Genomic DNA, 26143 nt, shown 5'->3' on the forward strand with positions numbered 1-26143 from the left:
GGCGCGGTAGACGTCTTCGGCTTCCTTAAAGCGGCCTTCCTTTAAGAGAAGCGCGCCAAGCGTGTGGCGGACCGGCTGGATCCAGTCCGGCGGTTCGGAGTAGTGCAGCGCGTCTTCGGCCTTGACGCCCGCGCGAAGGTGGGTGACGGCGCCTTCGACCGCGCCTTCCGCGACGAGGATCTCGCCGTTCATCAGGTGGGTGGCGACGACCAGGATGTCCGAAGCCTTGTTGTTCCCGAAGCCGGCACCCTTGAGCACGGGGTTCCGGCGGGCCATGTAGAACAACCGTTGCTCCTCACGGGCCTCTGCCGGCATCTTCTTCGCCGCGAAGGCCACGGCGCGTGCGGCATGGCGCAGGGCCCGGGAAAGAGGGAAGTGGTCGGGAAGCTCAGGGGAGGCGAGCACCTCGTCCCACTTGCCGAACCGGACGCGCGCTTCGAACGGCATCGCGAAGAAGCCGTCGAGGAACGGCGCCGCCGCCTTTTGGACGTCGGGCGGGACGGCCGCCACGAGTTGGTCGACCGCATCGATCGCAGATTGGCCCTGGCCGATCATCATCGCCGCGAAAGACAGCATGTGGTTGTTGTGGGCCATGTACATGCGGTAGATCGGGGCCGGCGTGTGGTTCGCGCGGTAGTCCTTGTCGACCCGCATCGCCCTCGCGTTGCTGTCGATCGCCTTGGCCCAGTCCCCCGTGCGCACATAGATGTGGGAGGGCATGTGGACGTTGTGGCCGAGCCCCGGTTGAAGGGTGAGGAGCCGGTCCGCGGCAGGCAAAGCCCGCTCGGGGTTCCGGCTCATTTCGAGGGCGTGGATGGTCAGGTGCAGGGCGAGAGGATGGTCGGGCTGGAGTTTGACGACCTTGGCGAGCGTCTCTACGATCTCCGGCGTTCCCGGGTAAGGCGTGCCGTCCGCGGTCCAGAGGTTCCACGGACGGAGGTCGGCCATGGACTCGGCGAAGAGGGCGCCCGCATCGGCGTCTTTCGGGTAGCGGTGCCAGACCTTCCGCATTTCAACGGCGAACGATTTGTCGAGCGGGTTGCGGTCGGCGGGCTGTGGCTGGGCGAACCGCACCGAAGCGGCGCGGACGAGGGCTTGATCGACGGGCCTGTCGTCCGCCATCGTCGCCCGGGCTTTGGCGAGGGCGTAGTAGGCTTCCTTTTCGTCCTCTGGCGGCACGGACATGTTGTTCATGTGCGGGCCGTTCGCCATCGCGAGACCCCACCACGCCATCGCGCACTCGGGATCGAGCTTGGCGGCTTGCCGGAACGAGCGCTTGGCTTCGCCGTGGTGGAAGGCGTAAAGCATATTGAGGCCCTGGTCGAAATACTTCTGAGCCAAGGGCACGGACGTGACGTGGCGGGTGTGCGGCCCGGTCCCTTCGAACAGCGGCACCGCGGGGCTGTCTTGGGCCGCGAGGAGCACGAGGGCTGAGATGAACGTGTTCATAGTCCTGTCCTTTACAGCATTGTAAACTTTCTTGGGCCTGTCCAGGACCTGACTTTAGTGTGTGCAAGTTTTTGACGAACGACGCGGGGCCGCTACAATAGGCCGTGCGTTTCTTGTTCGTCTTGGCGGCGGTTTGGCTTGCATGTCCGGTCCACGCCCAATGGGGCGTCGCCGAATCCCGCGACGTCGTCTACACCCAAGGCGGCGGCGCGCCCCAAAAGCTCGACCTCTTCGTGCCCGTTCCGATGACCGTCGCCAAACGGCCGGCGATCGTGTTCGTCCACGGGGGAGGGTGGAGCGGCGGCAGCAAGGCGGACTTCACCGACTGGGCGCGGTACTACGCGCGGAAGGGCTATGTCTGCACGTCTATCGACTACCGCTTAGCTCCGAGACACGTATGGCCGGCGCAGATCGACGACGCTCAGGCCTCCGTCCGCTGGATGCGCAAGAACGCGGCGGTATTGGGCGTCGACCCCGGCCGGATCGCGGCCCTCGGAGCTTCGGCGGGCGGCCATCTGGTCTTGCTGCTCGGGACGACCGAGACCCTGAACGACGCCGATCCCGATCTCCACGGCTACTCTTCGAAGGTCCAGGCCGTCGTCGACTACTACGGACCGACCGACTTCCGTTATCCGAAAGAGTGGGACCCGCTGGTGTGGGGGTTGATCGAATCGATGGTCGGGAAGCCGGTGACGGAATCGCCTTGGCTCTACCGGCAGGCCGCACCGTTGTCTCACGTCACGCCGGACGATGCGCCGATGCTCGTGTTCCAAGGGACGGTCGATCCGATCGTGCCGCCTGTCCAGAGCCGGCGGTTGGACGCCGTGCTGACGTCGCTCGGGATCGCCCACCAGTACAACGAGTTCCCTTACGAGGGCCACGGGTTCGGCACGCTCGAAGTGTTCTTCTTCTGTTTCTGGCAGACCGATCTCTGGCTGTCCAAGAACCTGCGCTGATCAATCGAAGTGCGTCTGGTTGCGGAGGAACTCGAACGTGCCTTCCTTGGGATAATCGTAACTCTCGCCGACGCCCCCGCCCGACCACTGGACCTTGCCCCAACGGTCCGACGCGAGCAGTTCCTTCAAGGCTGCGCGAGCGGTGTTCTCGTCGGGCACGGTCAGCTTCTCCTTGCGGAAAGCGCCGTTCTTCCGGCAATAGTCCACGTACTGCTCCACGGTCTCGGCTTTCCCGCTGAGCAAGTACGCGTTCCCGAGTTCGAACCAGACGCCGTCCTGTTGCGCCATCGGGAACTCTGGCCACGACGAGAGCGGCATCGAACGGTGGGGAAGCCGGATGACGCCTAACTTCGGGGCGCGCAGGGCCTTGCCGTTTCGCCCCGTGAAGAGGACGCGGCATAAGTGGCACGCACGGACGGCCGTCGCCATCGGCATGTAGTCGAGCTTTTGGCCACGGCCTCCCCGGACGGTCAGGTCGGCGACGGCCCTTTCTTCGCCCATGTCGATGTAGGCGTTCGCGGCCAGGGCGACGGACCCGCACGTCCACGACCGCTTCAGGAAGACGGTGTCGATCGGCCCGGACTGAACGGACAGGACGAGAGCGGCGACGAGCGGGGTCATCACCAGAAGGACGTGGCAATCTTCAACGAGGTTCTCGACGCTACTGCGCGGCCCACTGGCTCCAGACGCGGCCGACCTTGCCGTTGATGCCCGTCATCGTCTCCAGCTTTCCGGAGTAGTCGAACTTGGTCTCGACGTGGTAGTCCTTGGGGTTGCCCTTGCCCGTCGGGTCGTATTTGAAGTCCCAAAGGAACCAGTCGCCCTCGGTTTTACGGGAAATCTTGATCTTGTCCTCGATCTCGAGGAGCGTCGGCGTCTGGGTCAGGTACCAAGGATGGATCGGACGGCCGGACGGGTCGTTGCCGACGGTCTGCGTCTGCTCCTGCACCATCAACGACCGGAAGTACTCGCCCGCAGCTTGTTGGTCCTTGACCTCGTTCTTGGCCTTGTTGTCCATGAAGAACTTGAGGCCGACGATGGCCAGAACGGCGGCGACGACGTAGACGATGATGCGGGTGGTGTTCATCTGGCGGTCCAGGCGCATCTTAGCACCGCCCGTGCCGAGGACCGACCGTTCGTGAGAAAAACCGAAAGGGCCCGGCGTTTCCGGCCAGGCCCCTTTTCGTCCGGTCAATGGCCCTTAGTGCGCCATGTGGTTCAAGAGCTTCACGTAGCCGGCCCAGGCTTCGTCTTGGGTGGCTTGGATCTGGTCTTCGGGCAGTTCGAAGCCGAACTGGCCCGTGTCGCGAAGTTCGATGGCGTACGCGGGGACGTTGTACTGCGAGTAGATGTAGTCGTTGCTCGTACCGCTCGCCGTGTACAAGATCCACGAACACTGGCCCTGGTCATAGTTCCGGCCGAACGCGCTCATCGCCGTTTCCATCTCCAGGCCGTAGTTGTTGAACATGGTCTGGTCGGCGGGCCGCGTCGTCGTGTAGCTCCAGGGCCAGAGGATCAACTGGGAGAAGCTGTGGAAGTCGATGAACGCTCCGACTTTCGGCAGGCTAGCGGCGAAGTCACGGACGGCTTGCGTCTCGGGCTCGCTGAACGCGGCGGTGCCGCGGTAAGTCTCGGAACCCTTGTTCCCGCTGCTCCCGTCGTTGCCGCCCCAGCCCTTGGCGTAGTTCCGGTTCAGGTCGACGCCGAACGTGCCGCCGCCGTTGTTGCGACGGTTCTTGCGCCAGTACCGGTCGTTCGTCCACGTGTATTTGTATCCGTCCGGGTTCGTGATCGGGATGATCCAGAGGTTCTGGTTGACCATGAAGGTCATCGGGCTGGACTTCAGGCCGTCCAAAGTCGATTTGGCGAGGTGCATCATCACGCTGCCGCTGATCCATTCGCGGGCGTGGATGAGGCCGTGGACCACGAAGCTCGTCTTCGGCTTGCCAGGGATCTCGACGGGGAGGCCGAAACGGTAGGCCCACATCGCTTGTCCGTTGATCGAGGTGCCGATCTGCTTCCGGACCACGAACTTCGGGTTCTGCAGGCGCAGGTTCTCGAAGAACGCGAGGATCTGGTCGTGGTTGTAGTAGTGGAGCCGATAGTCGTCGACGGCGACGCCGAAGTCCCAACCGTGCCTTTGTTGCCAGTCGCGCGGATCCTCGAGCGGGCCGGCATAGGAGTAGCGGAACCCGCTCAGCTTCGACCAGTCCTGCGGCCCGACGATCACGTCCGCCTGTCCGAGGTGCAGGATACAGTCGGCGGTGTTGAGGTCGGAATCGGAAAGGCGCCGCAGGGTCGCGGCGTCGGGCACGTCGACCCGGACTTTGTTCCAGCCGGTCGCGACCTGTGCCCCGGCCCCCGCTGCGAGAGAAGCGAGCGCTAAGGAGAAGACAAAAGCACGCATAGCGCGTGAAGTGTACGACATCGGACAGAGATCGGCGCACTTCCTGGCAATCTTCTTAGCCTCGGCGTACAAGCGTTGAAGCCGTCTGACAAGCCTGTGTCCTCGCCTGCGGCTAAAATCGGACCCCATGCCCGAGCCGCTCGTATGGTCCGTCCGACTTTGGGAACGCGCGCCACAGAAGCGGTGGGTGGCGATCGTGGCGATGGTCGTCGCGGGTGCGGCGGGCACGGTGCTGTTGCACCACCTTTTGTTCGGGCTCGTCGGCGTGCTGGTCGTGCTCGTTTCCACCGGGGAGCTCTTCTTTCCTGCGAAGTACACGTTGGATGCGAACGAAGCGAGGCAACGGATCGGTATAACGGTGACGGCGATCCGTTGGACAGACGTCAAACGTCTGATCCCCCAACAGGACGGCGTGAGGCTGAGCCCGTTCGAGAAACCGGACAGGCTCGACGCGTTCCGTGGGGTTTTCCTGCGGTACGCAAGCAACGAAGACGCGGTATTGGGCAAAATACGCGAACTCTGGCAAGGCGATGCAAGCACTCTGGAAAGAAGGGCTGACGGACGGGCAGAAGACGGAGCTCGTGGAGAAGGTGGCCCAGGAAGTCCACAAACGCCGGTTGGAGACTCCGGCGATCCTCTTCCTTGAGATGCACAAGCCTCTGGCCGGGCTGGCCTCCCAGTCCTTAGTCGTGTTCTCGCCGTTCCTTTGCCCCTTCGTCGGATTCCAGAACATAGACGATTTCAGCCAGTTGGCGGGCGACCGCGCCGCGGTCGAGACCTTGATCCAACGCCTGGAGCAACTGCGGGAAACCCCGCGAGGAGACACTTCGAACCTCGATGCAATGGCATGACACGGGTCAGATCGGGATGTACGCGACGCTCCTTTTGGTCGCTTTCATCCTCTTCAACATCTATAAGGCCGCCCACAAGAAAAAGGACCTCTTCATCCGGAGGATCTCCGGCCTGAACGCGATCGACGACGCGATCGGACGCGCCACCGAGATGGGCCGGCCCGTCCTGATGGTCCCCGGCGTCGGCACGCTCAACGCGATCTCGGTCCAGGCCGTGAGCATCTTCGCCCACGTCACGAAGGCTGCGGCGCAGTTCGGGACGCCGATCCGGCTCTGCGTGGCGGACGCGGCGGTCTATACGGTCGCCCAAGAGGTCATCCGCGACGTCTATCAGAACCAAGGTCTGACCGAGCGGTTCGACACCGACTCCGTGCGCTTCCTGACCGACAGGCAGTTCGCGTTCGCGGCCGGCGTCAGCGGCCTCATCCTTCGCGAGAAGGTCGCCGCCGCGTTCTTCCTCGGGGAGTTCTTCGCGGAATCGTTGATCTTCGCCGAAACCGCGAACGGCGTCGGCGCGATCCAGGTCGCTGGTTCGACCGAGAAATCGCAGACCCCGTTCTTCATCGCCGCTTGCGACTACGTCTTGATCGGCGACGAGTTCTACGCCGCCAGCGCGTACTTGACCCGCCAGCCGATCCTGGTCGGAAGCCTTGTCGGCCAAGACTGGTGCAAGGTCGCGATGGTCGCGGTCGTCTTCTTCGGCTTCATGGCCAACAGCTACCAGCGCAGAGGTATGTCCGACAACCATCGGATGACCCTAATGGACGCCGAACCGGAGATCTGGAAATCGCTGTCGGAAGACGAGAAGAAGAAGTTCGCCACGGCCGAGGTCTGGAAGAAAGAGGAGAAAGCCGACCTCGCTCCGGCCGAAGACACAGGCCTTTATCGGGCCTTCAACCCTATGTACACACGCGAGTACCTCGACGTCAAACGGGAGCAGAAGCCTAAGGACGGTGTCCAGTGATGGACCTGCTCGCCCAGGCCGTCCCGCTCAACCAATGGGGCGTCCAGCCCTGGTCCGGTGAGATGTGGGGGAAGATCATCGTCGCCTTCGTCCTGTGCATGGGCGCCATCTTCGCCCTGACCAAGGCGCCGACCCGCCTGCGCAGGCCCGTCGTATGGACCTTCACGTTCGCGTCCGGCCTGTTCTACGTCCTGCTTTGGATCTGGCCACAGCCGGTGAACCGGGGCGACAACGATCTTCCGAGGGACGCCGTCGAAAGGTTCGGGTTCTTCCTTGGGGACACCTTGCCCCGCGTCGCGGACGTCGCGAACATCCTCACCGCGATCCTTCTCGGCCTCGGCATCTACTCGCTGCTCCGCATCCACCTCGGCCGCATCTTCAAACGGCAACAAGACCGTTTCTTCAGTTGGGTGTTCCTCGTCGCGATGGTATCGATCACGGTGGTCGGCTATCTCGACTGGACGATGCGCGAGTTCGGCGACAAGGAAGGGAAGCTGCTCGAAATGACGAACTGGCAGTTCCCGAACCTGGCGCAAAACCTGCTGTTCGACGGACTGCTGATGCAGATGGACTCCGCGATGTTCTCGATGATCGCGTTCTTCATCCTCTCCGCAGCCTACCGAGCGTTCCGCATCCGGTCGGTGGAGGCCACCGTCCTCATGGCCAGCGCCTTGATCCTGATGATCAGTCTGCTGGGCGGCGTGGTCTACGGGTGGAACCACACCGTGGCCAACATCGCGGCAGGCATGCACCTGCCGCACGCCGATCCGAGCATCAACGAGGCCAGCTATCTGAACTCCTTCAAGATCAGTTCGATGGCGGGCTGGGTCAAGAGCTTCCTCCAAGTGCCGGCCTTGCGTGCCGTCGACTTCGGGATCGGGCTCGGGGCGCTCGCAATGGGACTTCGGCTCTGGCTCGGGCTTGAAAAGGGAGGCGTCAGCGTATGACCCCTGAAAAGTCTCTGGTGGACAAGCTCCAAAACCTGGACCGCAGGATCCTGTATCTGATCCTCGTCTTCATGGTCACGATCCCGCTCCTCTTCAAGGTCTCGATCCCGGTCGAACCCGACGCGACGAGCAAGGCGTTCTACCACCGGGTGATGTCCTTGAAGGAAGGGCAGACCGTCTTCATCCAGTCTGACTGGACGATCTCGACCCGCGGCGAAAACGCCGGACACTTGGAAGCGCTCCTGCGCATCCTGATGTCGAAGAAAGTCAAGTTCGTCATCTACTCGGTCGGCGACCCGCAGGCCCCGGGCGTGTACCGGAACGTCATCCAGTCGATCAACGCCGAGCGGGAGAAGCAGGGACTGACGGTCTATAAGCCGTGGGACGACTACGTCGACCTCTTGTACTTCCCGAACGCCGAGGGTTCGCTCAACTCGATCGCCTTCGACGTCAAGAAGATCTTCGGCTCTCGGCGGGTCAAGGACCCGAACTCTGGGACGGAACGACCGGTCTTCGAATCCCCCGTCCTCAAGAACATCAACTCCGTCGGGGACGCAGGGCTCTACTTGATCGTCACCGCCTCCAGCACGGTCGACCGTGCGGTGGAACGGTTGAACGAGCGGACGAGCCTGGCCGTCATGTGCACGGGCGTCATCGGCCCCTCGACCTTACCGTGGTTCCAGTCCGGGCAGGTCAAGGGCGTCGTGATCGGACTCAAGGGTGTCTACGACACCGAGTACATGATGAAGCACGGATTGAACTATAAGGACGGGGACGGCCGGATCGAAGTGCCATGGCCAGGCAAGGAGGACAAGTCCGCCGAACCTGTCGCCGAAGGCACCCAGTTCGACCGAGGTTCGAAGTACTACCTGTCCTTCCACTTCGCGATCGTGCTCCTCATCCTCGCGGTCGTCGTCGGGAACGTGAGCATGGTGATGGCTCGCAAGGCGGGGAGGTCTTAAGGCGATGACCGAGCAACAACTCGCGCTGTTCAACTTCATCAAACTGTCCTGCGGCGTGGTCGCGACGATCGGACTGTACAGCGTCCTCTACAAAGAGACGAAGTTCTTCCGGTTCTTCGAACACATCTTCCTCGGCTTGGCGGCCGGCTATTCGGTCGTCGCGCTTTGGAAGGAGACGCTCTATCCGATGTGGTGGATCAAGATGGTCGGCCAACTCGACGAGAAGTCCGGGAACGTCGCCGTCCCGGCCTATTGGGCGTACATCGTCCTCTTGCCGATCGGACTCTGCGGCTACATGGTCTTCAGCAAGAAGCACAACTGGCTGAGCCGGATCCCCATCGGGATCATCATCGGTCTTTGGGCCGGCCAGCAGATCCAAATCTGGTGGCAGACCTATGGCCCGCAGCTCTATGCTTCGATGCAACCGGTCTGGCCCACGGGCACGGACAGCATCGTCAAACCGTTGACGGCAGGTCTGACTCCCGAAAGAGTCGCGGAGATCAACTCCAAGCTCTATCCGACTCAGGCGCTCAACAACCTGATCTTCGTCGTGACGCTACTCTCGGCGTTCACGTACTTCTTGTACAGCTTCGAGCTGAAGACCAAGTTCCTGCGGAACTTCAACAAGCTTGGACGCTGGATGCTGATGATCGGGTTCGGCGCGATTTTCGGATCGACCGTCATGGCCCGCTTCGCCCTCGTCATCGACCGCATGTTCTACATCGCGATCGAATGGGTGAGCAGTCTCAAGAACCTCTTTGGCGGCTGACGCCACTTCGGACGCGGTCGTGCTCCGCCGGACGGATTCCGGCGAAGCCGACCGCCGTCTGACCCTCTTCACGCCTTCGCTCGGAAAGCTCGACGTCATCGCCAAAGGTGCGAAGAAGGCAGGATCGCGCTTGGCGGGTTCGAGCGAGCCGATGGTCCGGGCCGTTTTCACCTGGGCGGAAGGGCGTCACCGAAGGTTCGTCACCCAAGTCCAGCCCGCTACCTCCTTTCCGCACCTCCGTGCCGATTACGACCGGACCGCCGCCGCCCTCTCGTTGCTCGAACTGTTCGCCGTCAGCACGCCGTTCGAAAGTCCGGTGGACGGGCTGTTCGAGATCCTTGTGACGACGCTCGAAGCGATGGAGGCGGCCGACGATCCGCTTCCGGCACTCGTCTGGGCAGAGGCGAAACTCCTTGACGCCGAGGGCGTCCATCCGGACTGGGCCGTGTGCGTCGATACGGGCAGCCCGCTCGTCGACAATCCCAGTTGGGTGTCGCCTACCGCAGGAGGCCCTGTGACCCAAAAAGGGGCCGAGTTCCATCCGGACGCCTTTCCTGCGAGCGCGGAAGTGCTCATCTCCCTGCGTCGCACGTCAGAACTGGAAGCCCCTCCCGACCGTCTCCGCTATGCAAGAGAGTGCCTGATCGTCTTGTTCCGGTTCTGGAGGCACACGCTCGGAGAGCGCTTACCCGCGTCGGAAGCGCTCGTGCATTCCCTGACGGACGGCACGGGTTAGGTGCCGACGGGGTGCCAGACGGACTTCGTCTCCTGGAAGGCTCCGACCCAGTGCAGCCCTTGGCCGCCTGTCCGGTGCAACGTGTCCCAGCTATGAACGCGCTTCAGGTTCTCCGTCGCGTCGCCGAGGTTCTGACTACCTGGCAAGACCATGGCCTCGGGAGCGCACACCGCGTCGACGTCCATGTGCTTGCAGAGATGGGGAAAGGTCTCCGACTGTCGCCCCGTCAGGATGTTGACGACGCCGGCAGGGACGTCGCTGGTCGCAACGATCTCCCCGAACTCGCAAGCGACGACTGCGGACTCGTCTGCGGCTAGGACAATGCACGCGTTCCCGCCCGTGATCGCCGGGGCCAAGGCGCGGACGACGCCCGTCAGACCCGACTCGGCGGCCGCGCCGACGACGCCCACGGGCTCCGGCACGCTGAAGTCGAAGTACGGCGCTGCGACAGGATTGACCGACCCAAGCAGCTGGGCGTACTTGTCCGTCCAGCCGGCGTAATGGACGAGCAGGTCGACGGCTTGTCCGGGGTCTTCGTTCCCGAGTCCCTCGAATTCGCCAGACCGCGCTTCGAGCATTTCGGCAAGACGATAAAGGATCTGCCCGCGGTTGTAGGCGGTCCTTGCCGACCAGCCGGGCCAGGCGGCACGGGCCGCTTTCACGGCGTCCCGGACGTCCTTGCGCGTCGCCCGTGGAGTGTTGGCACCGTCCGTCGGTAGTGTCCGTTCGGACTCAGAACGCACGAAAGCCCCTCCGATGAGCATCTTGTAGGTCTTGTTCACGCTGAGGCGCATGGGAACCTCCTCACTGCAGATACGCCCCCAAACCGTGCCATCCGCCTTCACGGCCGAAGCCGCTCTCTTTGTAGCCGCCGAACGGGGACGTCGGATCGAACTTGTTGAAGGTGTTCGCCCACACGACGCCTGCCCTGAGTCTGGAGAGCGTCGAGAAGATCTTGGAGCCCTTGTCCGTCCAAACCCCGGCGGAGAGCCCGTAACACGTGTTGTTCGCCTTCTCGACCGCCTCGTCCGGCGTCCGGAACGTCATGACGGCGAGGACGGGGCCGAAAATCTCCTCGCGGGCGATGCGGCTCGACTGCGCGACGCCGGTAAAGACCGTCGGGCGCATGAAGAACCCACGGTCGGGCAACGGACAGTCGGACTGGAACATACGGCAACCTTCGTCGACTCCGGAGGCCACGTATTCCTGAATTCGGGAGAGCTGTTCGCGGGAGTTGACGGCCCCGACGTCCGTGTTCTTGTCCAAAGGGTCACCGACGATGAGCGTCCGGATCCGGTCTTCTAATTTCCCGAGGAGCCTGTCGGCCACGCTTTCCTGTACCAAGAGCCTCGATCCTGCGCAACACACGTGCCCTTGATTGAAATAGATGCCGTTCACGATCCCTTCGACGGCCTGGTCGAGCGGGGCGTCTTCGAAGACGATGTTGGCCGCCTTCCCCCCGAGCTCGAGGGTCAGGTTCCTTGTCTTCGCCGATCGACGGATCGCCTTGCCGACTTCGGTCGAACCCGTGAACGCGATCTTGTCGACGCCTTCGTGGGCGACGACCGCAGCACCCGCGTCGCCGAAGCCGGTCACGATGTTGACGACGCCTGGCGGCAGCTCGGCTTGTTGAAGGACTTCGGCGAGCAAGAGGGCCGTGAGCGGCGTCGTTTCGGCCGGCTTGAGCACGCACGTGTTGCCGGCCGCCAGGGCCGGCGCGAGTTTCCACGCCGCCATCAGAAGAGGGAAGTTCCAAGGGATGATCTGGCCGCAAACGCCGTGCGGACGGACGTCGCTCCGACCAGGGAACGCAAACTCCAGTTTGTCGGCCCAACCCGCATAGTAGAAGAAGTGGGCGGCGGCCAAAGGCACGTCGACGTCGCGCGACTCGCGGATCGGCTTGCCGCCGTCCATCGATTCCAAGACGGCGAACTCACGGGCCCGCTCTTGTATCAACCTCGCGATCCGATAGACGTACTTCCCGCGGTCGAGCGCACCCATCTTCGACCAAGGCCCTTCGAACGCCTTCCGCGCCGCCCGAACGGCCCGGTCGACGTCTTCGAGCGTCCCGCGAGCGCAGTCGGCGATCTTGGTTTCGGTCGCGGGATCGATCGTTTCGAACGTTCCGCCGTCGGAGGCCGGGACCGACTCGCCGTCGATGTAGTGTCCGTTGACGGGCTTGATGTCAAGAAGGTCCGTTCCTTCAGGCGCAGGAGCGTACGCCCACTTGCCGCCAAAGTTCAGCTTCGGCGCGCCGGTCGCCTTGACCCCGTTTTGCACGGGCCGGCTTGTCTCGACGGTCCTCGGTTCCGTTTTCATCGTCCGCATCGGTCTGGCCCAATTTACCGGGTGCCGACTAAGTCGGTGCCGACTATGACCGTCGAGCTCTGATGTGTGGATAGGAAGCGACGATGTCGGACCGTTCGCTGCCCTCGTTCTCCCGTCGCGACAGCCCACCGTCGTCGGACATGTCGGGCCCTACGCTCCATATCCGGACACTGTTTTCCGTGGCCGAATAACGGAGCGGCTGCCCGTCGAACGGATCGACCGCATTGACTCCGGCCATGGCGAGGTCCTTCGGCCAAGAGCCGTGGGAGGCTTGATAGAGCAGGACGCCGGCCAAAGCTTTCTCGCTGAGATACGAAGCTTTCACCTTGACGATCGCGTCTGCGATCGGATGGAACTCGGGTACGAGGACGGCGCTCAAAGCGTAGCTGGGCTTCTGACGTACGGCCCAGGAGTTCTGGCGTCTGTCCAATTCGGCAGAGAGGCTTCTGAGATCGGTGCCCGGTTTCTGTGCCTCGCGCATCGCGTACGAGAAGTGTTGGAGGTAACGCGCCATATAGGCACGGTCCGTCTGCGACTTGGGTTTGCCCGAACCATCGAGCTTCTTCAGATCACTGTCCTTTGGGAGCTTGCAGCCTGGGTCGGCGTTTGTACCGCTCGAAAAGGAGGTCAGGCAAGCCATGCCGCCGAACGCCTCGAGGTTCCGGATCGTCGTGACGCCGAGAAACGCCTCGTCTCTCAGCATCTTCGAAAAGTCGAAACGGCCTGCGTCCTGCAACGCTTCGTCCGAAATCGTGCGCAGGGCAGGTGTCTTTCCTTTGGCGAAGGTGAGGCACTCGTCCGTGGCGTCCAGACAGATCGATTCGCATGCGATCCCGACCAACGTCGCGATCGGCCCGACCCGTTCGTCTCCGATCAACCGCGCCAGTCTTCTGCCGGCTTTCAGGTCGGATGCTGCGCTTCTGAAGTCACCGCGCAAAGCGCTGACCCGGGCGGACAGGGCCAGAGCCTTGATCAGGGTCTTCTCCCGTGCGAACTCGGGATACATTTCGAGAGGCCCACGTTCATAATCGTGCGGTCGAGAGACCGCTGGTTTGGTCGCCGCTTGGCGGACCAGATCGAGGCACGGCTTCAGTCTTCCGATGGACGCGGTCACGCTCGGATCGGCCGTAGGCGCTTCGAACATCCTCGTCATGACCTGCGAGCCGGCCCGGGTCTTTTCGGCTTCGAACACGGCGTAGGCCCGGTCGAGCAACGGCGCCGCATTATCCGACGCCGGGACGACGTCCAATTTAAGATCGGCGACCGTCGTGGGCACACCCGCCGCTATCGCCTCGTTCCATGCGGTGTCCAGTTCCTTGCTGGCACTTTGGACGTCCCCGATCTGGGCGCACCCTCCGCAGGCGGCAAGGAAGAGGACGAGCGCCCGGTTGCGGTCGTGGTTCCGCATGGACGGACTCTACCATCATAGACGCCAGAACGGTGCCTTTTCAGAACGTCCGACGGCGCTTCAGGCACCGATGGCCGTACGGACAGCCGCGATCCGCGAAGGCACCGCCTGGAAATCTTCGATTCCGCCGTAGCTCGGAAAACCCGTCGCGCGCCGGAACGAGAAGTGGAGCTCTTGGCATCCGCACTCTTCGACCAACCTCCGCGCATTGTGTTCCCGGACGCCTCCTCCGGCCAAGACCGTAAGCCGACCAGACGACCGACGGACAAGTCGGGTCAATCCCGTGATACCTTCGTCGACCGTGGTCGGACAGCCGCTCGTCAAGACTCTCACGAACCCGAGACCGATCAACGCATCCAGAGCAGTGTCCGGATCGGGCGTCATGTCGAACACGCGGTGGAACGCCACGGGCCTGCCTTCGGCGGCTTCGACCAACTCCCGGTTGCGGGACACATCGATGGTCAGACCGTGCCCGAGGACCCCAGTTATGACTTCGTCAGCGCCTGCTTCGAAGCACCTTCGGACGTCCCTGACGGCCGCCCGAAAGTCAGGATCTGGCCAATCGGGGCCCCCTTCTCGGGGACGGACCATGGCCACGATCGGAAGATCGATCCTGGCCCGGGCTTCCTCGATCATCCCTGGCGAAGGCGTAACGCCCCCGGTCGGCAAGGCGGCGCACAGCTCGATGCGGTCGGCTCCACCGGCTTGGGCGGCCACGGCCTCTTCGACCGAGGCACAGCACGCTTCGAGGAGAACGGACATCGAAGACAAGGTACCTTCCGCAACGTACAATCGACCGCATGTCGACGGCAGTCGCTTTGCTGGCCCTCTTGTCCACGTTCGCACCCATGGACTGGAACCCCGAAAAGCTCTATTCGGCGCTAACCGGTCACCAAGACCTGTCGGATCCGAAGACGGTCCAAGAGCTGACCACGTGGTTCGGCGGCGAAGAGAGTCTGGCCAAAGGTGCCCGCCCGATCGTGAAGGGCAGGCTCGTCGCCGTGGCGATGACCGCGCCTCCGGACACGAAACGCGCTTCGTTCCGGTCTGACGGGTCACCTGCTTGGCCGGACCTACACCAGAACGACATCGTCATCGAACTCCAACGCGTGGGGAAGACCCGCCTGTTCGTAGGGGCGTCGCCCGTACCGGACGGCACGTCGTTCGAAGGTCTGTACCAAGCCGACGACAAGACCGTCCGCCGGGCCGAGAGGTTCGAAGCGTACGAGACGCCACTGGAGGCCATGCCGGAGAAAGCGACTTCGAAAGGCAAACTCGTGCAGCGGAAGCGGATGACGAGCCAGATCTTCGGCGGCACATGGCACGACTGGTGGGTGTACACGTCCCCGGACTTCGACGTTCGAGCCGAATCGAACTTGGTCGTCTTTCAGGACGGGCAATGGGCGCACAGCTATGCGCCCACCTACTTCGACAACCTTTGCTCGTGGGGCGGCTTGAAGCAAACGGTCGTCGTCTGCGTCACGCCCGGAACGTTCCCCGACGGGAAATCGGACCGGAGCCGCGAATACGACACCTTGAGCGACGCTTATTCGCGCTTCCTTCTTGAAGAACTGCTGCCGCCCGTCGAAGCGGAGTTGAACGTCACTCAGGACCCGACGAAGAGGTGCGTCGCAGGACTGAGCTCAGGGGGCGTCTGTTCCTTCACGGTCGCTTGGAACCGACCGGACAAGTTCGGACTCGTCCTGTCCTGGATCGGGAGCTTTACGAACATCGCCTCGGGCGGAACTGGCAGAGAAGGAGGCCACAACTACCCGGCACTGATCCGCAAGACCGAGAGGAAGCCGATCAAGGTCTTCCTCCAAGACGGAGCGAACGACCTCGAGAACGAGCACGGCAACTGGTGGTTGTCGAACCTTCAAATGGCCAAGGCCCTGGAGTTCAAAGGCTATCCGGTCAAGAAGGTGTGGGGATTCGGCGGCCACACGGACCTCCAGGGCCGTGCGACCATGCCCGGTGCGTTACGATGGCTGTTCGGCGTGACCGGCTAACGCCTCCGTCGGAACATCATGCCGAAGAACAGCCCGAAGACAGCCGCTTTCGCCACGGACAGGACGGCACCGGGATCATAGACGGGGACGTATTTAGTCCCCGTCTTGGTCACTTCGATCGCGCCCATCGGCCTCGCCTCCAGCCCGCCTCCGCCCCCGCCTGCCGTCCCGTCGGTTCCGGTCTTGCGCCCCATGCCGCCGCCGAACCCTGCCGAGACGCGCGCGACCGGAATGAGCGTCCGGTCGCCGATGACGACGGGCTCACCGAAGACACGGTTCACATCGGCGGTCGATTCGAAATCTTTGTGCAGGGCGGAGAGCACGTCGGGGGCGTCCATGTCCCCAAGGACGCCGTGACCTCTGAAATCATGACGCGGCACGGCCCTTCTGGCCCTCTCCGCCCGCGCACGGCCGGCCGGCCGCGGCCCATACTCCGGTCATGAGAACGGCCGTTTTGGCGATCGGCATGGCGACGATCGTGTGCGCCGGATGCGCTCCTCAGGCAGCGCCCGCGGCCAAGCCCGGCCTGGTCGGGTCCTGGGTGGGCCAACCTGGCCCTGGCCAAGTGACGTTCGAATTCGAGGAAGGCGGCGGCGTCACCATCACGTCGATCGGGCAAGGCGGTGGAAAGACCGTGACGACCACGGAGGTCAAAGGGAAGTGGAAGGTCTTGGGCAAGGACGCGTCGCAACCGTCGTCCGTCGAAATCACGTACGAGGGCGGACGGTTCGTCTCGGGTAACGAGATGGCGAAAAAGCCATTCGAAGACAACATGGCCAAGAAGGCGGGGACGACCCTGGTCCTGTTGGTCGAATGGACGTCTGCGGACGTGATCCGCTTATCGCCACAACGCGGAAAGGACGCGTCGGGGCCCACACAAGACCCCTTGACGTTGACCCGGCTCGGGTCGGCCGGCAAGATCTGACCTGACGAAAGTCAGGGACGCGCCCGCACCAAGGTCAGGGTCCGGTACGACCGGACTGGGCCGAAACTGTCGGCATGCGCAAGCCACTCTTCTCGCTTCTGGCCGTCGTCGCGGCCGCTTTCGCACAAGCCGACATGATCGCGATCACGAGGACGGGGGACGTCATCGAAGTCGATCCGACGACGGGCGCGAGCCACGTCCTGTTCGCGACGCACCTCACCGTCAACAGCCTTGCCGCGACCGGCGCGACGTACCACACCGTCAGTAACGGAAGGCTGTACCGCATCAACGTCAACAACCAGACAGCCACCGCCGGAGCGAACTTGAACGCCGGGTCGAACGACGTCCGAGGCTTCGCCATCGACTCCAACGGTACAGGCTGGGCCGTCATCGACGACGGTGGGGTCGACAGCTTGTGGAAGATCGACCTTTCGAGCGGTATGGGAACAGACATCGGGACGATCGGATTCGACAAGGTCCAAGGACTTGACTGCGATTCCAAGGGCAGGCTGTTCGCTTACGACATCGACCAGGGCCTGATCCGTGTGAGCCGGGCCGACGGGCACGGATGGGACCTCGATACCGATGTCGTCGGCACGAACCTGCAGTCGATCGCCTTCGACGACCAGGACAACCTGTTCGGAACGTCTGACAAGCTTTACAAGATCAAGCCGACGAGCGGAAGCCTGAGCTTGATCGGCGGTGCACTCGGAGACGTCCGCGGCGTCGAGGTCCCCACGAGCCCGCTCTACAACGTCATCCCGTCCTCGCTCGTGGTGAAGCTTGGAAAGACCACTTCGCTCTTCGCCCAGCACGTCCGGGAGGACGACGGCGTGGGACTCGTCGTCTGCAAGTTCGTCGTTCCGAACGCGTCGACGCCTCCGATCCAGGTCGAAGTGACGGGCCACTCGCCGTTCACCCTCTTGGACGGCATGCAGCTCCTCGTCCGCCAGCGGATGAACTCTGGAGGACTGTACAAGTCCTTCATCGATGTCATGAACTTCCAGACAGGCAAGTTCGTGAACGTCGCCGACCTCACTGTCGGATCCAGCTACAAGACGGATACGATCGACGTCCCTGGCTTCCTCGACGACTTAGTGAGCCCGACCCATGACATCGTCATGAGGTACCGGGTGCGCGCCACCGGCCCGACCGCCGTGCAGCTCTACTGCCACGACATGGACTGGGTGGCCTGGTTCTTGACCCCCCGGATCCTTTGAGACTTTCAATCTAAACTGAAATAGTCCGGGCCTTGATAGCGCCCGGACCTTTCTTTTTCCAATTGCATCAAGAGGTCGTTCAAGAGCGCCGAGGCGCCGAACCGGAACAGGTCCGGTGTGAGCCAATCGTCGCCTAGGGTCTCGCTCAGCATGACGAGGTAATGCAGCGCCTCTTTGGCCGACCGGATGCCCCCGGCCGGCTTCATGCCGATCCGCAGCCCCGTCTCGAAGTAGAAGTCCCGGATCGCCTCGAGCATCACGAGCGTCACTGGCATCGTTGCGGCCGGTTGGACCTTGCCCGTGCTCGTCTTGATGAAATCTGCTCCGGCTTCCATCGCGAGCCGGCTCGCCCGCCGGACCGAGTCGTACGTGCCGATCTCGCCCGTCTCGAGGATCACTTTGAGGTGTGCGTTACCGCAAGCTTGCTTAACGGCCGCGATCTCGTCGAAGACCACGTCGTACTCGCCCTCAAGGAACGCTCGACGGTTGATGACCATGTCGATCTCGTCCGCGCCCATGTCGACGGTCTCGCGGACGTCCTGGAGACGTATATCGAGGGGGTACTGCCCGCTCGGAAACCCCGTCGCGACCGCCGCGACCTTGACTCCGGAACCCTTGACGGCTTGGACGGCGACGGGCACCAGGTTCGGGTACACGCAGACCGCCCCGCAGTGCACGTCGGACGCGTCATCGGGCCGGACCGCCTTCCGGCACATCTGACGCACCTTTCCCGGCGTGTCTTTGCCTTCGAGCGTCGTCAGGTCGCACATGGACACGGCCATCAGTAGGCCTTGGACTTTGGCTGCCGCTTTGATCGACCTTTTCGTGAACCGGGCGGCACGCTCCTCGACGTTGACCTTGTCGACCATGGCATCGAGAAAACCCCGGTCGCGGGCCGAGCGGAGTTGGAGGGCGGGCATGACTCGATTGTACTTGGACTCGTTCCGCGCGTAACCCTTGGAGTCGGCGAAGGCTGTCGTACACTGAATCGTGCGCGCCCCGCTCCTCCTCGCTTATTGGTCGTTAGCCGCGACAGCGCGAGCCACGGTCTACGATTTGACCACGGACTGGGTCGACCAAAATCCCAACGGGTCTTGGAGCCTTCAACGTTAGAACCTAGGTCTTGCCGAGTCCTTCACCGTCGATGCGGCGTTCGAGACCACATGGTCGCATCCGCAGACGGTCTGGGGCGAAGGCGGCAACGCTGATTTCGTCTACAAGTACAACGGTTTTGGAGACGTCGGGGACTGGGTCGAAGGCGACATCGTCTACAACTCTGGTTTCGAAGGCCGCTCCAATACGTCGTTTCGCTTTACGGCCCCGGTCTCGGACTTCGCCGACCTCAGAGGCACCGCATGGATCGTGAGTCAGGCGCAAGGGCTTTACCAGGAGTTCAAAGTCCTGCACAACGGAGTCGAACTGACCAGCGTCATCACCGATGCGGACAGGGACCACCAGACGTCGGTCGCCGACGGAACGGGTGGCGCGTCGGTGCTCTCGGGCATTTCGGTGGCCGCCAGCGACACGTTCGACATCGCGGGCGGAATAGGACGGTCCTTCCGGAGGTCGGGCCTGACGTTCTCGGTCGAGCTTGTCCCAGAACCGTCGAGCATGGCCCTGTTCGGCTTAGTGACGGCGGGGATCGCCGCGCGCCGGAAAGCCGCGAGGCCAGAACGGGTCTGTGGATAGCGTCGCCTAGCCTGGGCGCTGGGCTACCAGGCGTCGAGCTTCAGGAACCGCTCGTTGTCGCGCAGCCACTTCTTGTGGACCGCATAGTCGGGACAGTGTTCTCGCACGATCGCCCAGAACCGTGGAGAGTGGTTCAGCTCTTTGAGATGGGCCAGTTCGTGGACCACGACGTATTCGAGCACGGCAGGCGGGGCCATGAGGAGCCTCCAATTGAACGTCACCGTGCCCCGCGAAGTGCACGCGCCCCACTTCGTCTTCTGGTCTCGAAGGGAGACGCTCTTCGGCACCAGCCCCATGAGTCGGGACCATTTCGTGACGGCTTCCATCACGTCCAGCCGCGCCAGTCCCTTGAGGGCACGGGTCAGGGCCTCTCCAGTGACGGTTTCCGACTTCAGGAGTCCGCAGGCGACCGCACCGACCGGCGTCCACTCGCCTCGAAGGAGCATTTGACCGTCTGGCGGGCGGTTTGCGGCGTGCAAGGTGCGCCTTCGCAAAGCCGACACGAGCCAACTCTCGTGTTGCCGCACGATCGTTTCGGCTTGACGGAAGGACGTCCGCAACGGGAGGACGACTTCGGCCCCGGCGTCCGCGACCCGGATCCGGACGCGTCGAGCTTTGGCCGACCGCCGTACGGCGACAGGAACGTTCTCACCGTCGACGACGACGATCAATGGGGTTTCGAAGCCAGGTTTGGCCCGCGTCACATCTTTTCGACTTGCTCGAAGTCCAACTCGACGGGCGTGTCACGCCCGAAGATGGAGATGAGGACCTTAAGCTTTTCGCGCTCAGGATTGACTTCTTCGATCTTGCCCGTGTAGTCGGCGAACGGACCTTCGACGACGCGGATGACCTCGCCCTTATTGAAGGCCACGCGAGGCGCTTCCTTATTGGCTTCGATGTTGGTCATGATCCGCCGGACCTCGTACTCTTCGAGAGGGATCGGACGGTTGCCGCTCTGCACGAACCCGGTGACGCCGGACGTGTTCTTCACGAGCTTGTACGTGTCCTCGGTCAGGTTCATCAGGACAAGGATATAGCCAGGAAAGACTTTCTTCTGCACGACCATGCGCTTGCCGGCGCGCGACGTCAGCTCTTGTTCTGTCGGGATGAGGATGTCGAAAATGTCGTAGTTCCAGACGCCCTCGACTTCGGCGCGACGCTGGAGGAGGCCGCGGACCTTGTTCTCGTGGCCGGAAATGGTGTGGACGGCGTACCAGGCTTTAGCCACGTTACTTGCCTCCGATCCCGATGATGTGGAGGATCTGTTCGAGCACGAACGAGAGTCCGGTAAGGACGAGCGCCAACATCACGCAGATACCGAGGACGACTCCGGTGAGACGCGTCGTCTCGCTCCGAGTCGGCCACGTCACGTGCTTCATCTCGCGGAGGACGTCGCGGTAGAACCCCGCGATCCCTCGCCCGCGGATGTCGGGTACTGGGGCTGTCGGCTTATTGCTCATAGGGTGTCCAAACTGCTCCGGCCGTCCGTCGCCTTTCGGCCGTAGGGGGATGTAAGGAAGTGTACCATGGCCTTCCCGGACGCGTTCCCACCCTGGTCAAAAGGGGACCAATGCTCGGCGGGGAAGCGACCGGGCCGCCCCGCCGGAGCGTGGTCAGTACTTGCGGCCGGGAAGTTCTTTGGCCGCGACGGTTTCGTCGAAGATGCCGTCTTTGATGATCGTCCGTTTCGGCAGTTCCTTCTTGGCGAGCACGGCTTCGACGGCGTCGAAAAGCGGCGGGCCGAGCAACGGGTTGCATTCGACGCTACAGTTCAATTTGCCTGCGACCATGGCCTCGAAAGCGCCCTTCACACCGTCGATCGAGACGATCACGATGTCCTTGCCCGGCTTTTTGCCCGCCTCTTCGATGGCTTGGATCGCTCCCAGGGCCATATCGTCGTTGTGGGCGTAGAGAGCGGTGACGTTCGCCCCTTCAGGACTCTTCAGGAAGGCCTCCATGACCTCCTTGCCCTTGGCGCGGGTGAACTCGCCGGTCTGCGAGAACACGACCTTCATGTCCGGGTACTTCGCAAGTTCTTCGGCGAAGCCCTTCTTGCGGTCGTTCGCCGGCGCGCTACCAGGCGTGCCCGTCAACTCGGCGATCACGGCCTTGCCGCCCGTCTTTTTCGACAGCCACTCGGCCGCCATCCGGCCCTCGGCGATGAAATCCGAACCGATAAAGGTCACATAGAGGTCTTCGGGAACGTCCGGGCGGCGGTCGGAGACGATGACGGGAATGCCAGCTTCCTTCGCTTCCTTGAGGACCGGCTCCCACCCGGTCTCGACGACGGGGCTGAACGCGATCACGTCGACCTTCTGGGCGATAAAGTTCTTGATCGCCTTGATCTGGTTCTCCTGCTTCTGCTGGGCGTCGGAGAACTGGAGTTTGATGCCTCGCTTCTCGGCTTCTGACCGGATCGACTCGGTGTTCGCCGTGCGCCAGGCACTTTCCGCCCCGATCTGGGAGAACCCGACCGTGATGGTCTTCGACTCGGGCTTTTGCCCGTCGACCGCCGGTTTGTCGCCGGCCGCTTGACCCTGTCCTTGGTCGCCACAACCCGCCAGGGCCATCAGCGAGACCGCGACGAGTCCCGCGAACGCCGCAAGGGATGACTGTTTCATCGCGGGACAGCATATCCCTCGCCGCACCCCGAATGCGCGACGAGCCCGAACATGGGCCGAAGGGACGGCGTTGTATCATCCACAGGAAGATGAAGGTTTTCGCGACGTTGACCGCCCTCTTGACCGTTCTGTGCGCCGCGCCACCTGCAGGAGCGCAGGATTGGGCCAAGAAGAAGCTCGAAGCATCGGGCCGGCACCAGGAATGGGTTTCCGTGAAGCACGGGGACCGAACGCTCAAGTGCTTCGTCGTCTATCCAGAGTCCAAGGGTAAGGCGACGGTCGTCGTGCTGATCCACGAGATCATGGGTCTGACCGACTGGGTCATGTCCGTCGCCGACGAACTGGCCGCCGAGGGTTTTATCGCCATCGCCCCCGACTTCTTGAGCGGCATGGGCCCTGGCGGTGGACGGTCGGACGCGTTTGAGGACGTCGGGAAGGCCCGCGAAGCCGTCAGCGGACTTCCTGCGGCGCAAGTACGGGCGGACCTGGACGCTGCAGTCGAGTACGGCAAGACGTTGGACAGCTCGAACGGTAAGGCTGCGGTCGCCGGCTTCTGCTGGGGTGGAAGCCGGTCGTTCCAATACGCCACCGAACGTCAAGACCTGGGTGCCGCCTTCGTTTTCTACGGCACGGGTCCCCGGGACGAGAAGTCTGTCGAAGCGATCAAGGCGCCCGTCTACGGGTTCTACGGCGGAAACGACAACCGGGTGACGTCGACGGTCGAAGAGTCTTCGAGCCTCATGAAAGCGGCTGGAAAAACGTACAGCTCCGACGTCTACGAAGGTGCGGGCCACGGTTTCATGCGTTCCGGCCAGCAACCGGACGCACAAGAAGCGAACAAGAAGGCCCGTGACGCGGCTTGGGCCAAGATGCTGCAAATCCTTCGCGCGTTGTGACGCTAACGGCGTGCCCGATCTGTCGGTAGAGTCGGAAGATGACGCCTCTCCTCTTCGCCCTGGCCCTGTCCGTCGGCACTGGGCGTCAAGAAGCTCCGGAAAGCTTGAAGGCCCTCGCCCGATCGCTCAGCGGTCAGGGCCTTGCCGTCTCGGTCGGATCCGACGTTCGGGGCGGCTGGGAGCTGTGGGTGGAGTCCGAAGGACCGGTCGCCGACGCCACGATCAAACGGGTGACAGGTCGGAGAGACGTCGGCTCGATCCGGTTGCTCCAGGGCGGGTTCGGGGATGCCGGCGTCCGGTGGATCAAGGAGGTACCCCGACTCCATACCGTGGTGCTGGTCTCTGACCGACTGACCGATGACTGCACGACACCGCTCTCCGGGTTGAAAGCCCTTGTGAAACTGGACCTGAACCGCGCCCGGTTGACGAAGTCCGGCCTTGCCCGACTGACGCGGATCAAGACTCTGGAGCGGCTGTACCTCTACAACGCACAATTGCCTCCGAACGACCTGCTCGTACTGGGCACGATGCAGCGCCTGAAGGTCTTATCCTTGCCGAAGTCCGTCCCGGCGTCGGTGATCCGGCGACTCCGTAAGAAGTTGCCGAAGACCGACATCGACCAGATCTGAACGGCGGGACTAGCCCGCTATCGCGAGTTCGCGTTCCTTGGGAGTCAGTTTGATCGCCCTCCTGGCCGTCTCCGCCAGTTCGACGAAGTCCTGCTCGTCGACGTGGTCCAGGGAAACGCTGAGCCAGTACCAATTGGCGCTCCGGGAGTGGATGGCGTAGCGGTCGGGTTCTTGGAGGGCCAAGACCTCGGCGGCTCCACTGGACAAACGGAGCACCGCCCGGCCATCGGCCGGCCAAAGGGTGGCAAAAATCTTATTGACGTAGCGAAAGTCGGGGTGACCGTGGTGCGATCCCTCGACGGCGCCTGGCAACGACAGCAAAATGCAACGAGCTTGTTCGGGGCTCATATCAATCCTCTCGCAGACCGCCCAACGGCGGCCTCCATCTGGTTTGACTCCTCATCGGTCAAAAAGGTGCCCGCATTTTTACGACTTGAGTGAAAAAACGTTCATTCTTCGTCTCAAGGCCACCTGGGTAGCATAGGGCCTTGCGCCCACTGCTCTTTTTGACACTGGCCACCCTCACGACCTTCGTCCGAGCCGCCGAATACACCCTCGAAGTCCGGGAAAAGGACGCCGTCGTCGGCATCAAGGTCGAAAAGCCGAGCGAAGAGTTCAGGATGCCGGCGTGGATCCCGGGCGACTACGAACTGTTCGATTACGGCCGTCGCTTGTCCGACGTCCGCTTTTACAAGGGTGCCAAGGAGGTGCCCTCGATCCGTGGGGACGACGTCAACCTTTGGACCGTCCCGGGCGGGGCCGACCGCGTCCGTTACGTGGTCTCTCCGAGCATGGGGAACTTCAGCCCCAACTTGCAGATCCGGGCGAACGAGGTCTTTGTCAACGGGGGCGGAGTCTTCGGCTGGTTCGAAGGGCACGCTCACGAACCCGTGAAGCTCCATCTGCCGGCAAAGCCCTGGACTCCAATGGACGTCACCGGGACGACCGTCCAAGCCCGCGACTACGACCACCTGATCGACTCGCCGATCGTTATCGGTCCCGACGTCAAGGTCGCGAACGGCATCGTCCATAACCGGACGCACCGGGTCGTCGGGTTCGGTCGGAACCAGAACGTGGACATGGACCGCTTCCTGGAAACAGGGATGGCCGCCGCAGATCAGGCGTTCCGGCTCTTCGGCGAGCTGCCGTACAAGTCTTACACGTTCTTCCTCGACTTCGGCGGCCGTGGCGGGGGGCTCGAACACGCCGATTCGACCCGCATCGGCCTGTTCCCGTCGTCGGACGCCAAGCGGTCGTACGGCATCCTGTTCCACGAGTACTTCCACTGCTTCAACGTCAAGCGGATCCGCGCCGCCTGTCTCGGGCCGTTCGACTACACCAAACCCGCAACGACGTCGACCCTCTGGTGGCTGGAAGGCGTGACCGACTATTACGCGTCCAAGCTGGCGACCAGGGCCGGGCTGATGACCCGGGACCAGTTCCTTGGCGAAATCGGTTCGGGCGCCGAGAGCGTGTCCCGTGGCGCCTATTTGAAAGTGTCTGCGGAGACGGCGAGCCTCCGGGTCTGGGAGGGTAAGGGCAGTTTCGGTTTCGGAGGGGCGAGCTACTACGAAAAAGGCAACGCCGTGGGGGCGTTCCTGGATCTCGCCATTCTCGGGCGGACCGGCGGCAAGAAATCGCTCGACGACGTCGTGCGGGCGCTCTACAAAGAGACGAAACCTCCCAAACCCGGCTACCAAGACGGGCGGATCCGTGAACTCTGCGTCCAGATCGGTGGGGACGACCTTGGCCCGCTCTACGACGCGGCCGTCAAGACAGCGTCACCGCTCCCGTGGGATTCGGTGCTGCCTCAGGTCGGGCTCAAGAAAGAGGGCCGGACGGTCCAAGCCGACGTTCTCGCGAGCGACGCCGCCTCGAAAGTCCTTCAGAACTGGCCGTAGGTTCAGCGCTTCTTGCGCTTCGACGGCGGAACGGAGGCTTCATAGACGTCGATCCAGTCTTGGACGCTGAGGCGGCCGACCGTTTTCGCGACGACGTCCAAAGCGAGATCGTCGAGCCTTTTGAACCGGACGCACGCCTTTCCCATGTCGAGTTTCTTGCCTGCGTCCTTGAACCCTTGGACGAATTCCTCTTTGACCGGCCCCTCGCCGTACGCGCACATCAGGTAGAGCGACATGTGGTTCTTCTGAGAGGCCAAGCCGCCGAAAGGTAGGGCCTGCTTCGGGTCGCAATGGTAGCCGGAAGGATAAAGGGAATGTGGCACGTAATAGCCGATCATCCCGTACTGCATCCCTTCTTCGAAGCCTTCCGCGAGGTTGTCCAGGATGACTTTACGGACGGCGGACAGGGCTTCGCGCCGGTCGTCCGGTAGGGAAGCGAGATACTCTTCGACGGTTGCGGCGTTGCTCTGCACCCC

Annotated in this window: 31 protein-coding genes; 15 read left to right on the forward strand and 16 right to left on the reverse strand. The window is 62.9% G+C overall.

What is annotated here, in order from left to right; translation table 11 throughout:
• Positions 1 to 1449 (reverse strand): hypothetical protein (locus tag JST30_12265; GenBank protein ID MBS1715099.1); only part of this gene is annotated, 1449 nt, incomplete at its 3' end.
• Positions 1450 to 1553: 104 nt separating this feature from the next.
• On the opposite strand from JST30_12265, the gene JST30_12270 reads away from it, so the two are divergent.
• A complete protein-coding gene (locus tag JST30_12270) occupies positions 1554 to 2405 on the forward strand; it encodes an alpha/beta hydrolase (protein ID MBS1715100.1) in 852 nt (283 codons plus the stop codon).
• Here JST30_12270 and JST30_12275 read toward each other — a convergent pair whose 3' ends face one another.
• The 3 genes from JST30_12275 to JST30_12285 all read right to left on the reverse strand — a co-directional run bounded on the left by JST30_12275 (position 2406) and on the right by JST30_12285 (position 4812).
• Positions 2406 to 3026, reverse strand: coding sequence for a hypothetical protein (locus tag JST30_12275; GenBank protein MBS1715101.1), 621 nt, complete (start codon positions 3024 to 3026; stop codon positions 2406 to 2408). It abuts the gene before it with no gap.
• Between the two features lie 40 nt (positions 3027 to 3066).
• Positions 3067 to 3492 carry a hypothetical protein gene (locus JST30_12280; GenBank protein ID MBS1715102.1) on the reverse strand — a complete coding sequence of 142 codons (426 nt, stop codon included), beginning with the start codon at positions 3490 to 3492 and terminating at the stop codon, positions 3067 to 3069.
• 114 nt (positions 3493 to 3606) lie between these two features.
• Positions 3607 to 4812, reverse strand: coding sequence for a hypothetical protein (locus tag JST30_12285; protein ID MBS1715103.1), 1206 nt, complete (start codon positions 4810 to 4812; stop codon positions 3607 to 3609).
• A 127-nt stretch (positions 4813 to 4939) separates the two neighbouring features.
• Between JST30_12285 and JST30_12290 the strand changes: the two genes are divergently transcribed.
• The 7 genes from JST30_12290 to recO are packed head-to-tail and all read left to right on the forward strand — an operon-like array spanning position 4940 to position 10041.
• Entirely contained in the window at positions 4940 to 5458 is a 519-nt protein-coding gene (locus JST30_12290; GenBank protein ID MBS1715104.1) for a hypothetical protein, read from the forward strand.
• Position 5459: 1 nt separating this feature from the next.
• Positions 5460 to 5663 carry a hypothetical protein gene (locus JST30_12295; GenBank protein ID MBS1715105.1) on the forward strand — a complete coding sequence of 68 codons (204 nt, stop codon included), beginning with the start codon at positions 5460 to 5462 and terminating at the stop codon, positions 5661 to 5663.
• Positions 5650 to 6627 carry a hypothetical protein gene (locus JST30_12300; protein MBS1715106.1) on the forward strand — a complete coding sequence of 326 codons (978 nt, stop codon included), beginning with the start codon at positions 5650 to 5652 and terminating at the stop codon, positions 6625 to 6627. Before JST30_12295 ends, JST30_12300 begins: the two co-directional genes overlap by 14 nt.
• Positions 6627 to 7574: a hypothetical protein gene (locus tag JST30_12305; GenBank protein ID MBS1715107.1), complete on the forward strand. Its 948-nt coding sequence runs from the start codon at positions 6627 to 6629 to the stop codon at positions 7572 to 7574. Before JST30_12300 ends, JST30_12305 begins: the two co-directional genes overlap by 1 nt.
• Positions 7571 to 8536 carry a hypothetical protein gene (locus JST30_12310; GenBank protein MBS1715108.1) on the forward strand — a complete coding sequence of 322 codons (966 nt, stop codon included), beginning with the start codon at positions 7571 to 7573 and terminating at the stop codon, positions 8534 to 8536. The genes JST30_12305 and JST30_12310 overlap by 4 nt, the downstream gene beginning before the upstream one ends.
• A 4-nt stretch (positions 8537 to 8540) precedes the next feature.
• Complete coding sequence (locus JST30_12315) at positions 8541 to 9305, forward strand: hypothetical protein (GenBank protein MBS1715109.1); 765 nt, start codon at positions 8541 to 8543, stop codon at positions 9303 to 9305.
• Positions 9295 to 10041, forward strand: a complete 747-nt coding sequence (gene recO / locus JST30_12320; GenBank protein ID MBS1715110.1) for a DNA repair protein RecO — start codon at positions 9295 to 9297, stop codon at positions 10039 to 10041. The genes JST30_12315 and recO overlap by 11 nt, the downstream gene beginning before the upstream one ends.
• Here the strand turns inward: recO and JST30_12325 are convergent.
• From JST30_12325 to JST30_12340, 4 genes are read right to left on the reverse strand one after another with little or no spacing between them, the layout of a single operon-like run.
• On the reverse strand, positions 10038 to 10835 hold the full coding sequence (locus JST30_12325) for an aldehyde dehydrogenase family protein (GenBank protein ID MBS1715111.1): 798 nt from the start codon (positions 10833 to 10835) through the stop codon (positions 10038 to 10040). The two genes, recO and JST30_12325, sit on opposite strands and share 4 nt — an antisense overlap.
• Positions 10836 to 10845: 10 nt before the next feature.
• Complete coding sequence (locus tag JST30_12330) at positions 10846 to 12360, reverse strand: aldehyde dehydrogenase family protein (GenBank protein ID MBS1715112.1); 1515 nt, start codon at positions 12358 to 12360, stop codon at positions 10846 to 10848.
• A 52-nt stretch (positions 12361 to 12412) separates the two neighbouring features.
• Positions 12413 to 13777, reverse strand: a complete 1365-nt coding sequence (locus tag JST30_12335) for a hypothetical protein (protein MBS1715113.1) — start codon at positions 13775 to 13777, stop codon at positions 12413 to 12415.
• A gap of 60 nt (positions 13778 to 13837) precedes the next feature.
• Positions 13838 to 14539, reverse strand: coding sequence for a copper homeostasis protein CutC (locus tag JST30_12340; GenBank protein MBS1715114.1), 702 nt, complete (start codon positions 14537 to 14539; stop codon positions 13838 to 13840).
• 38 nt (positions 14540 to 14577) lie between these two features.
• Here JST30_12340 and JST30_12345 point away from each other — a divergent pair, with 38 nt between their 5' ends.
• Positions 14578 to 15786: an enterochelin esterase gene (locus JST30_12345; protein ID MBS1715115.1), complete on the forward strand. Its 1209-nt coding sequence runs from the start codon at positions 14578 to 14580 to the stop codon at positions 15784 to 15786.
• On the opposite strand, the gene JST30_12350 is transcribed toward JST30_12345, so the two are convergent.
• Positions 15783 to 16124, reverse strand: coding sequence for a hypothetical protein (locus tag JST30_12350; protein MBS1715116.1), 342 nt, complete (start codon positions 16122 to 16124; stop codon positions 15783 to 15785). The genes JST30_12345 and JST30_12350 overlap by 4 nt on opposite strands.
• Positions 16125 to 16225: 101 nt before the next feature.
• Between JST30_12350 and JST30_12355 the strand changes: the two genes are divergently transcribed.
• Entirely contained in the window at positions 16226 to 16711 is a 486-nt protein-coding gene (locus tag JST30_12355; protein MBS1715117.1) for a hypothetical protein, read from the forward strand.
• Between the two features lie 74 nt (positions 16712 to 16785).
• A complete protein-coding gene (locus JST30_12360) occupies positions 16786 to 17931 on the forward strand; it encodes a hypothetical protein (GenBank protein MBS1715118.1) in 1146 nt (381 codons plus the stop codon).
• A gap of 5 nt (positions 17932 to 17936) precedes the next feature.
• On the opposite strand, the gene deoC is transcribed toward JST30_12360, so the two are convergent.
• Positions 17937 to 18851, reverse strand: a complete 915-nt coding sequence (gene deoC, locus JST30_12365) for a deoxyribose-phosphate aldolase (protein ID MBS1715119.1) — start codon at positions 18849 to 18851, stop codon at positions 17937 to 17939.
• A 442-nt stretch (positions 18852 to 19293) separates the two neighbouring features.
• Between deoC and JST30_12370 the strand changes: the two genes are divergently transcribed.
• The gene (locus tag JST30_12370; GenBank protein MBS1715120.1) at positions 19294 to 19620 is read left to right on the forward strand and encodes a PEP-CTERM sorting domain-containing protein; all 327 of its coding nucleotides are present in this window, start codon (positions 19294 to 19296) and stop codon (positions 19618 to 19620) included.
• 23 nt (positions 19621 to 19643) lie between these two features.
• Here the strand turns inward: JST30_12370 and JST30_12375 are convergent, their stop codons facing one another.
• From JST30_12375 to JST30_12390, 4 genes are all read right to left on the reverse strand, one after another.
• Positions 19644 to 20324: a M48 family metallopeptidase gene (locus JST30_12375; protein MBS1715121.1), complete on the reverse strand. Its 681-nt coding sequence runs from the start codon at positions 20322 to 20324 to the stop codon at positions 19644 to 19646.
• The gene (nusG, locus tag JST30_12380) at positions 20321 to 20848 is read right to left on the reverse strand and encodes a transcription termination/antitermination factor NusG (protein ID MBS1715122.1); all 528 of its coding nucleotides are present in this window, start codon (positions 20846 to 20848) and stop codon (positions 20321 to 20323) included. The genes JST30_12375 and nusG overlap by 4 nt, the downstream gene beginning before the upstream one ends.
• A gap of 1 nt (position 20849) precedes the next feature.
• On the reverse strand, positions 20850 to 21080 hold the full coding sequence (gene secE, locus JST30_12385) for a preprotein translocase subunit SecE (protein ID MBS1715123.1): 231 nt from the start codon (positions 21078 to 21080) through the stop codon (positions 20850 to 20852).
• Between the two features lie 153 nt (positions 21081 to 21233).
• Entirely contained in the window at positions 21234 to 22190 is a 957-nt protein-coding gene (locus JST30_12390; protein ID MBS1715124.1) for an ABC transporter substrate-binding protein, read from the reverse strand.
• Between the two features lie 140 nt (positions 22191 to 22330).
• On the opposite strand from JST30_12390, the gene JST30_12395 reads away from it, so the two are divergent.
• Both JST30_12395 and JST30_12400 read left to right on the forward strand, forming a co-directional pair.
• Positions 22331 to 23137: a dienelactone hydrolase family protein gene (locus tag JST30_12395; protein MBS1715125.1), complete on the forward strand. Its 807-nt coding sequence runs from the start codon at positions 22331 to 22333 to the stop codon at positions 23135 to 23137.
• Positions 23138 to 23175: 38 nt separating this feature from the next.
• Positions 23176 to 23766: a hypothetical protein gene (locus JST30_12400; protein MBS1715126.1), complete on the forward strand. Its 591-nt coding sequence runs from the start codon at positions 23176 to 23178 to the stop codon at positions 23764 to 23766.
• A 9-nt stretch (positions 23767 to 23775) separates the two neighbouring features.
• On the opposite strand, the gene JST30_12405 is transcribed toward JST30_12400, so the two are convergent.
• The gene (locus JST30_12405) at positions 23776 to 24114 is read right to left on the reverse strand and encodes an MmcQ/YjbR family DNA-binding protein (protein MBS1715127.1); all 339 of its coding nucleotides are present in this window, start codon (positions 24112 to 24114) and stop codon (positions 23776 to 23778) included.
• A 140-nt stretch (positions 24115 to 24254) separates the two neighbouring features.
• Between JST30_12405 and JST30_12410 the strand changes: the two genes are divergently transcribed.
• Positions 24255 to 25667 (forward strand): M61 family metallopeptidase, encoded by a 1413-nt coding sequence (locus tag JST30_12410; GenBank protein ID MBS1715128.1) that lies wholly within the window; start codon positions 24255 to 24257, stop codon positions 25665 to 25667.
• 2 nt (positions 25668 to 25669) lie between these two features.
• On the opposite strand, the gene JST30_12415 is transcribed toward JST30_12410, so the two are convergent.
• Positions 25670 to 26140 carry a DUF1801 domain-containing protein gene (locus JST30_12415; GenBank protein MBS1715129.1) on the reverse strand — a complete coding sequence of 157 codons (471 nt, stop codon included), beginning with the start codon at positions 26138 to 26140 and terminating at the stop codon, positions 25670 to 25672.
• Positions 26141 to 26143: the final 3 nt, after the last annotated feature.

The sequence above is a fragment of the Armatimonadota bacterium genome, assembly GCA_018268395.1.
GTDB lineage: Bacteria > Armatimonadota > Fimbriimonadia > Fimbriimonadales > Fimbriimonadaceae > JAEURO01.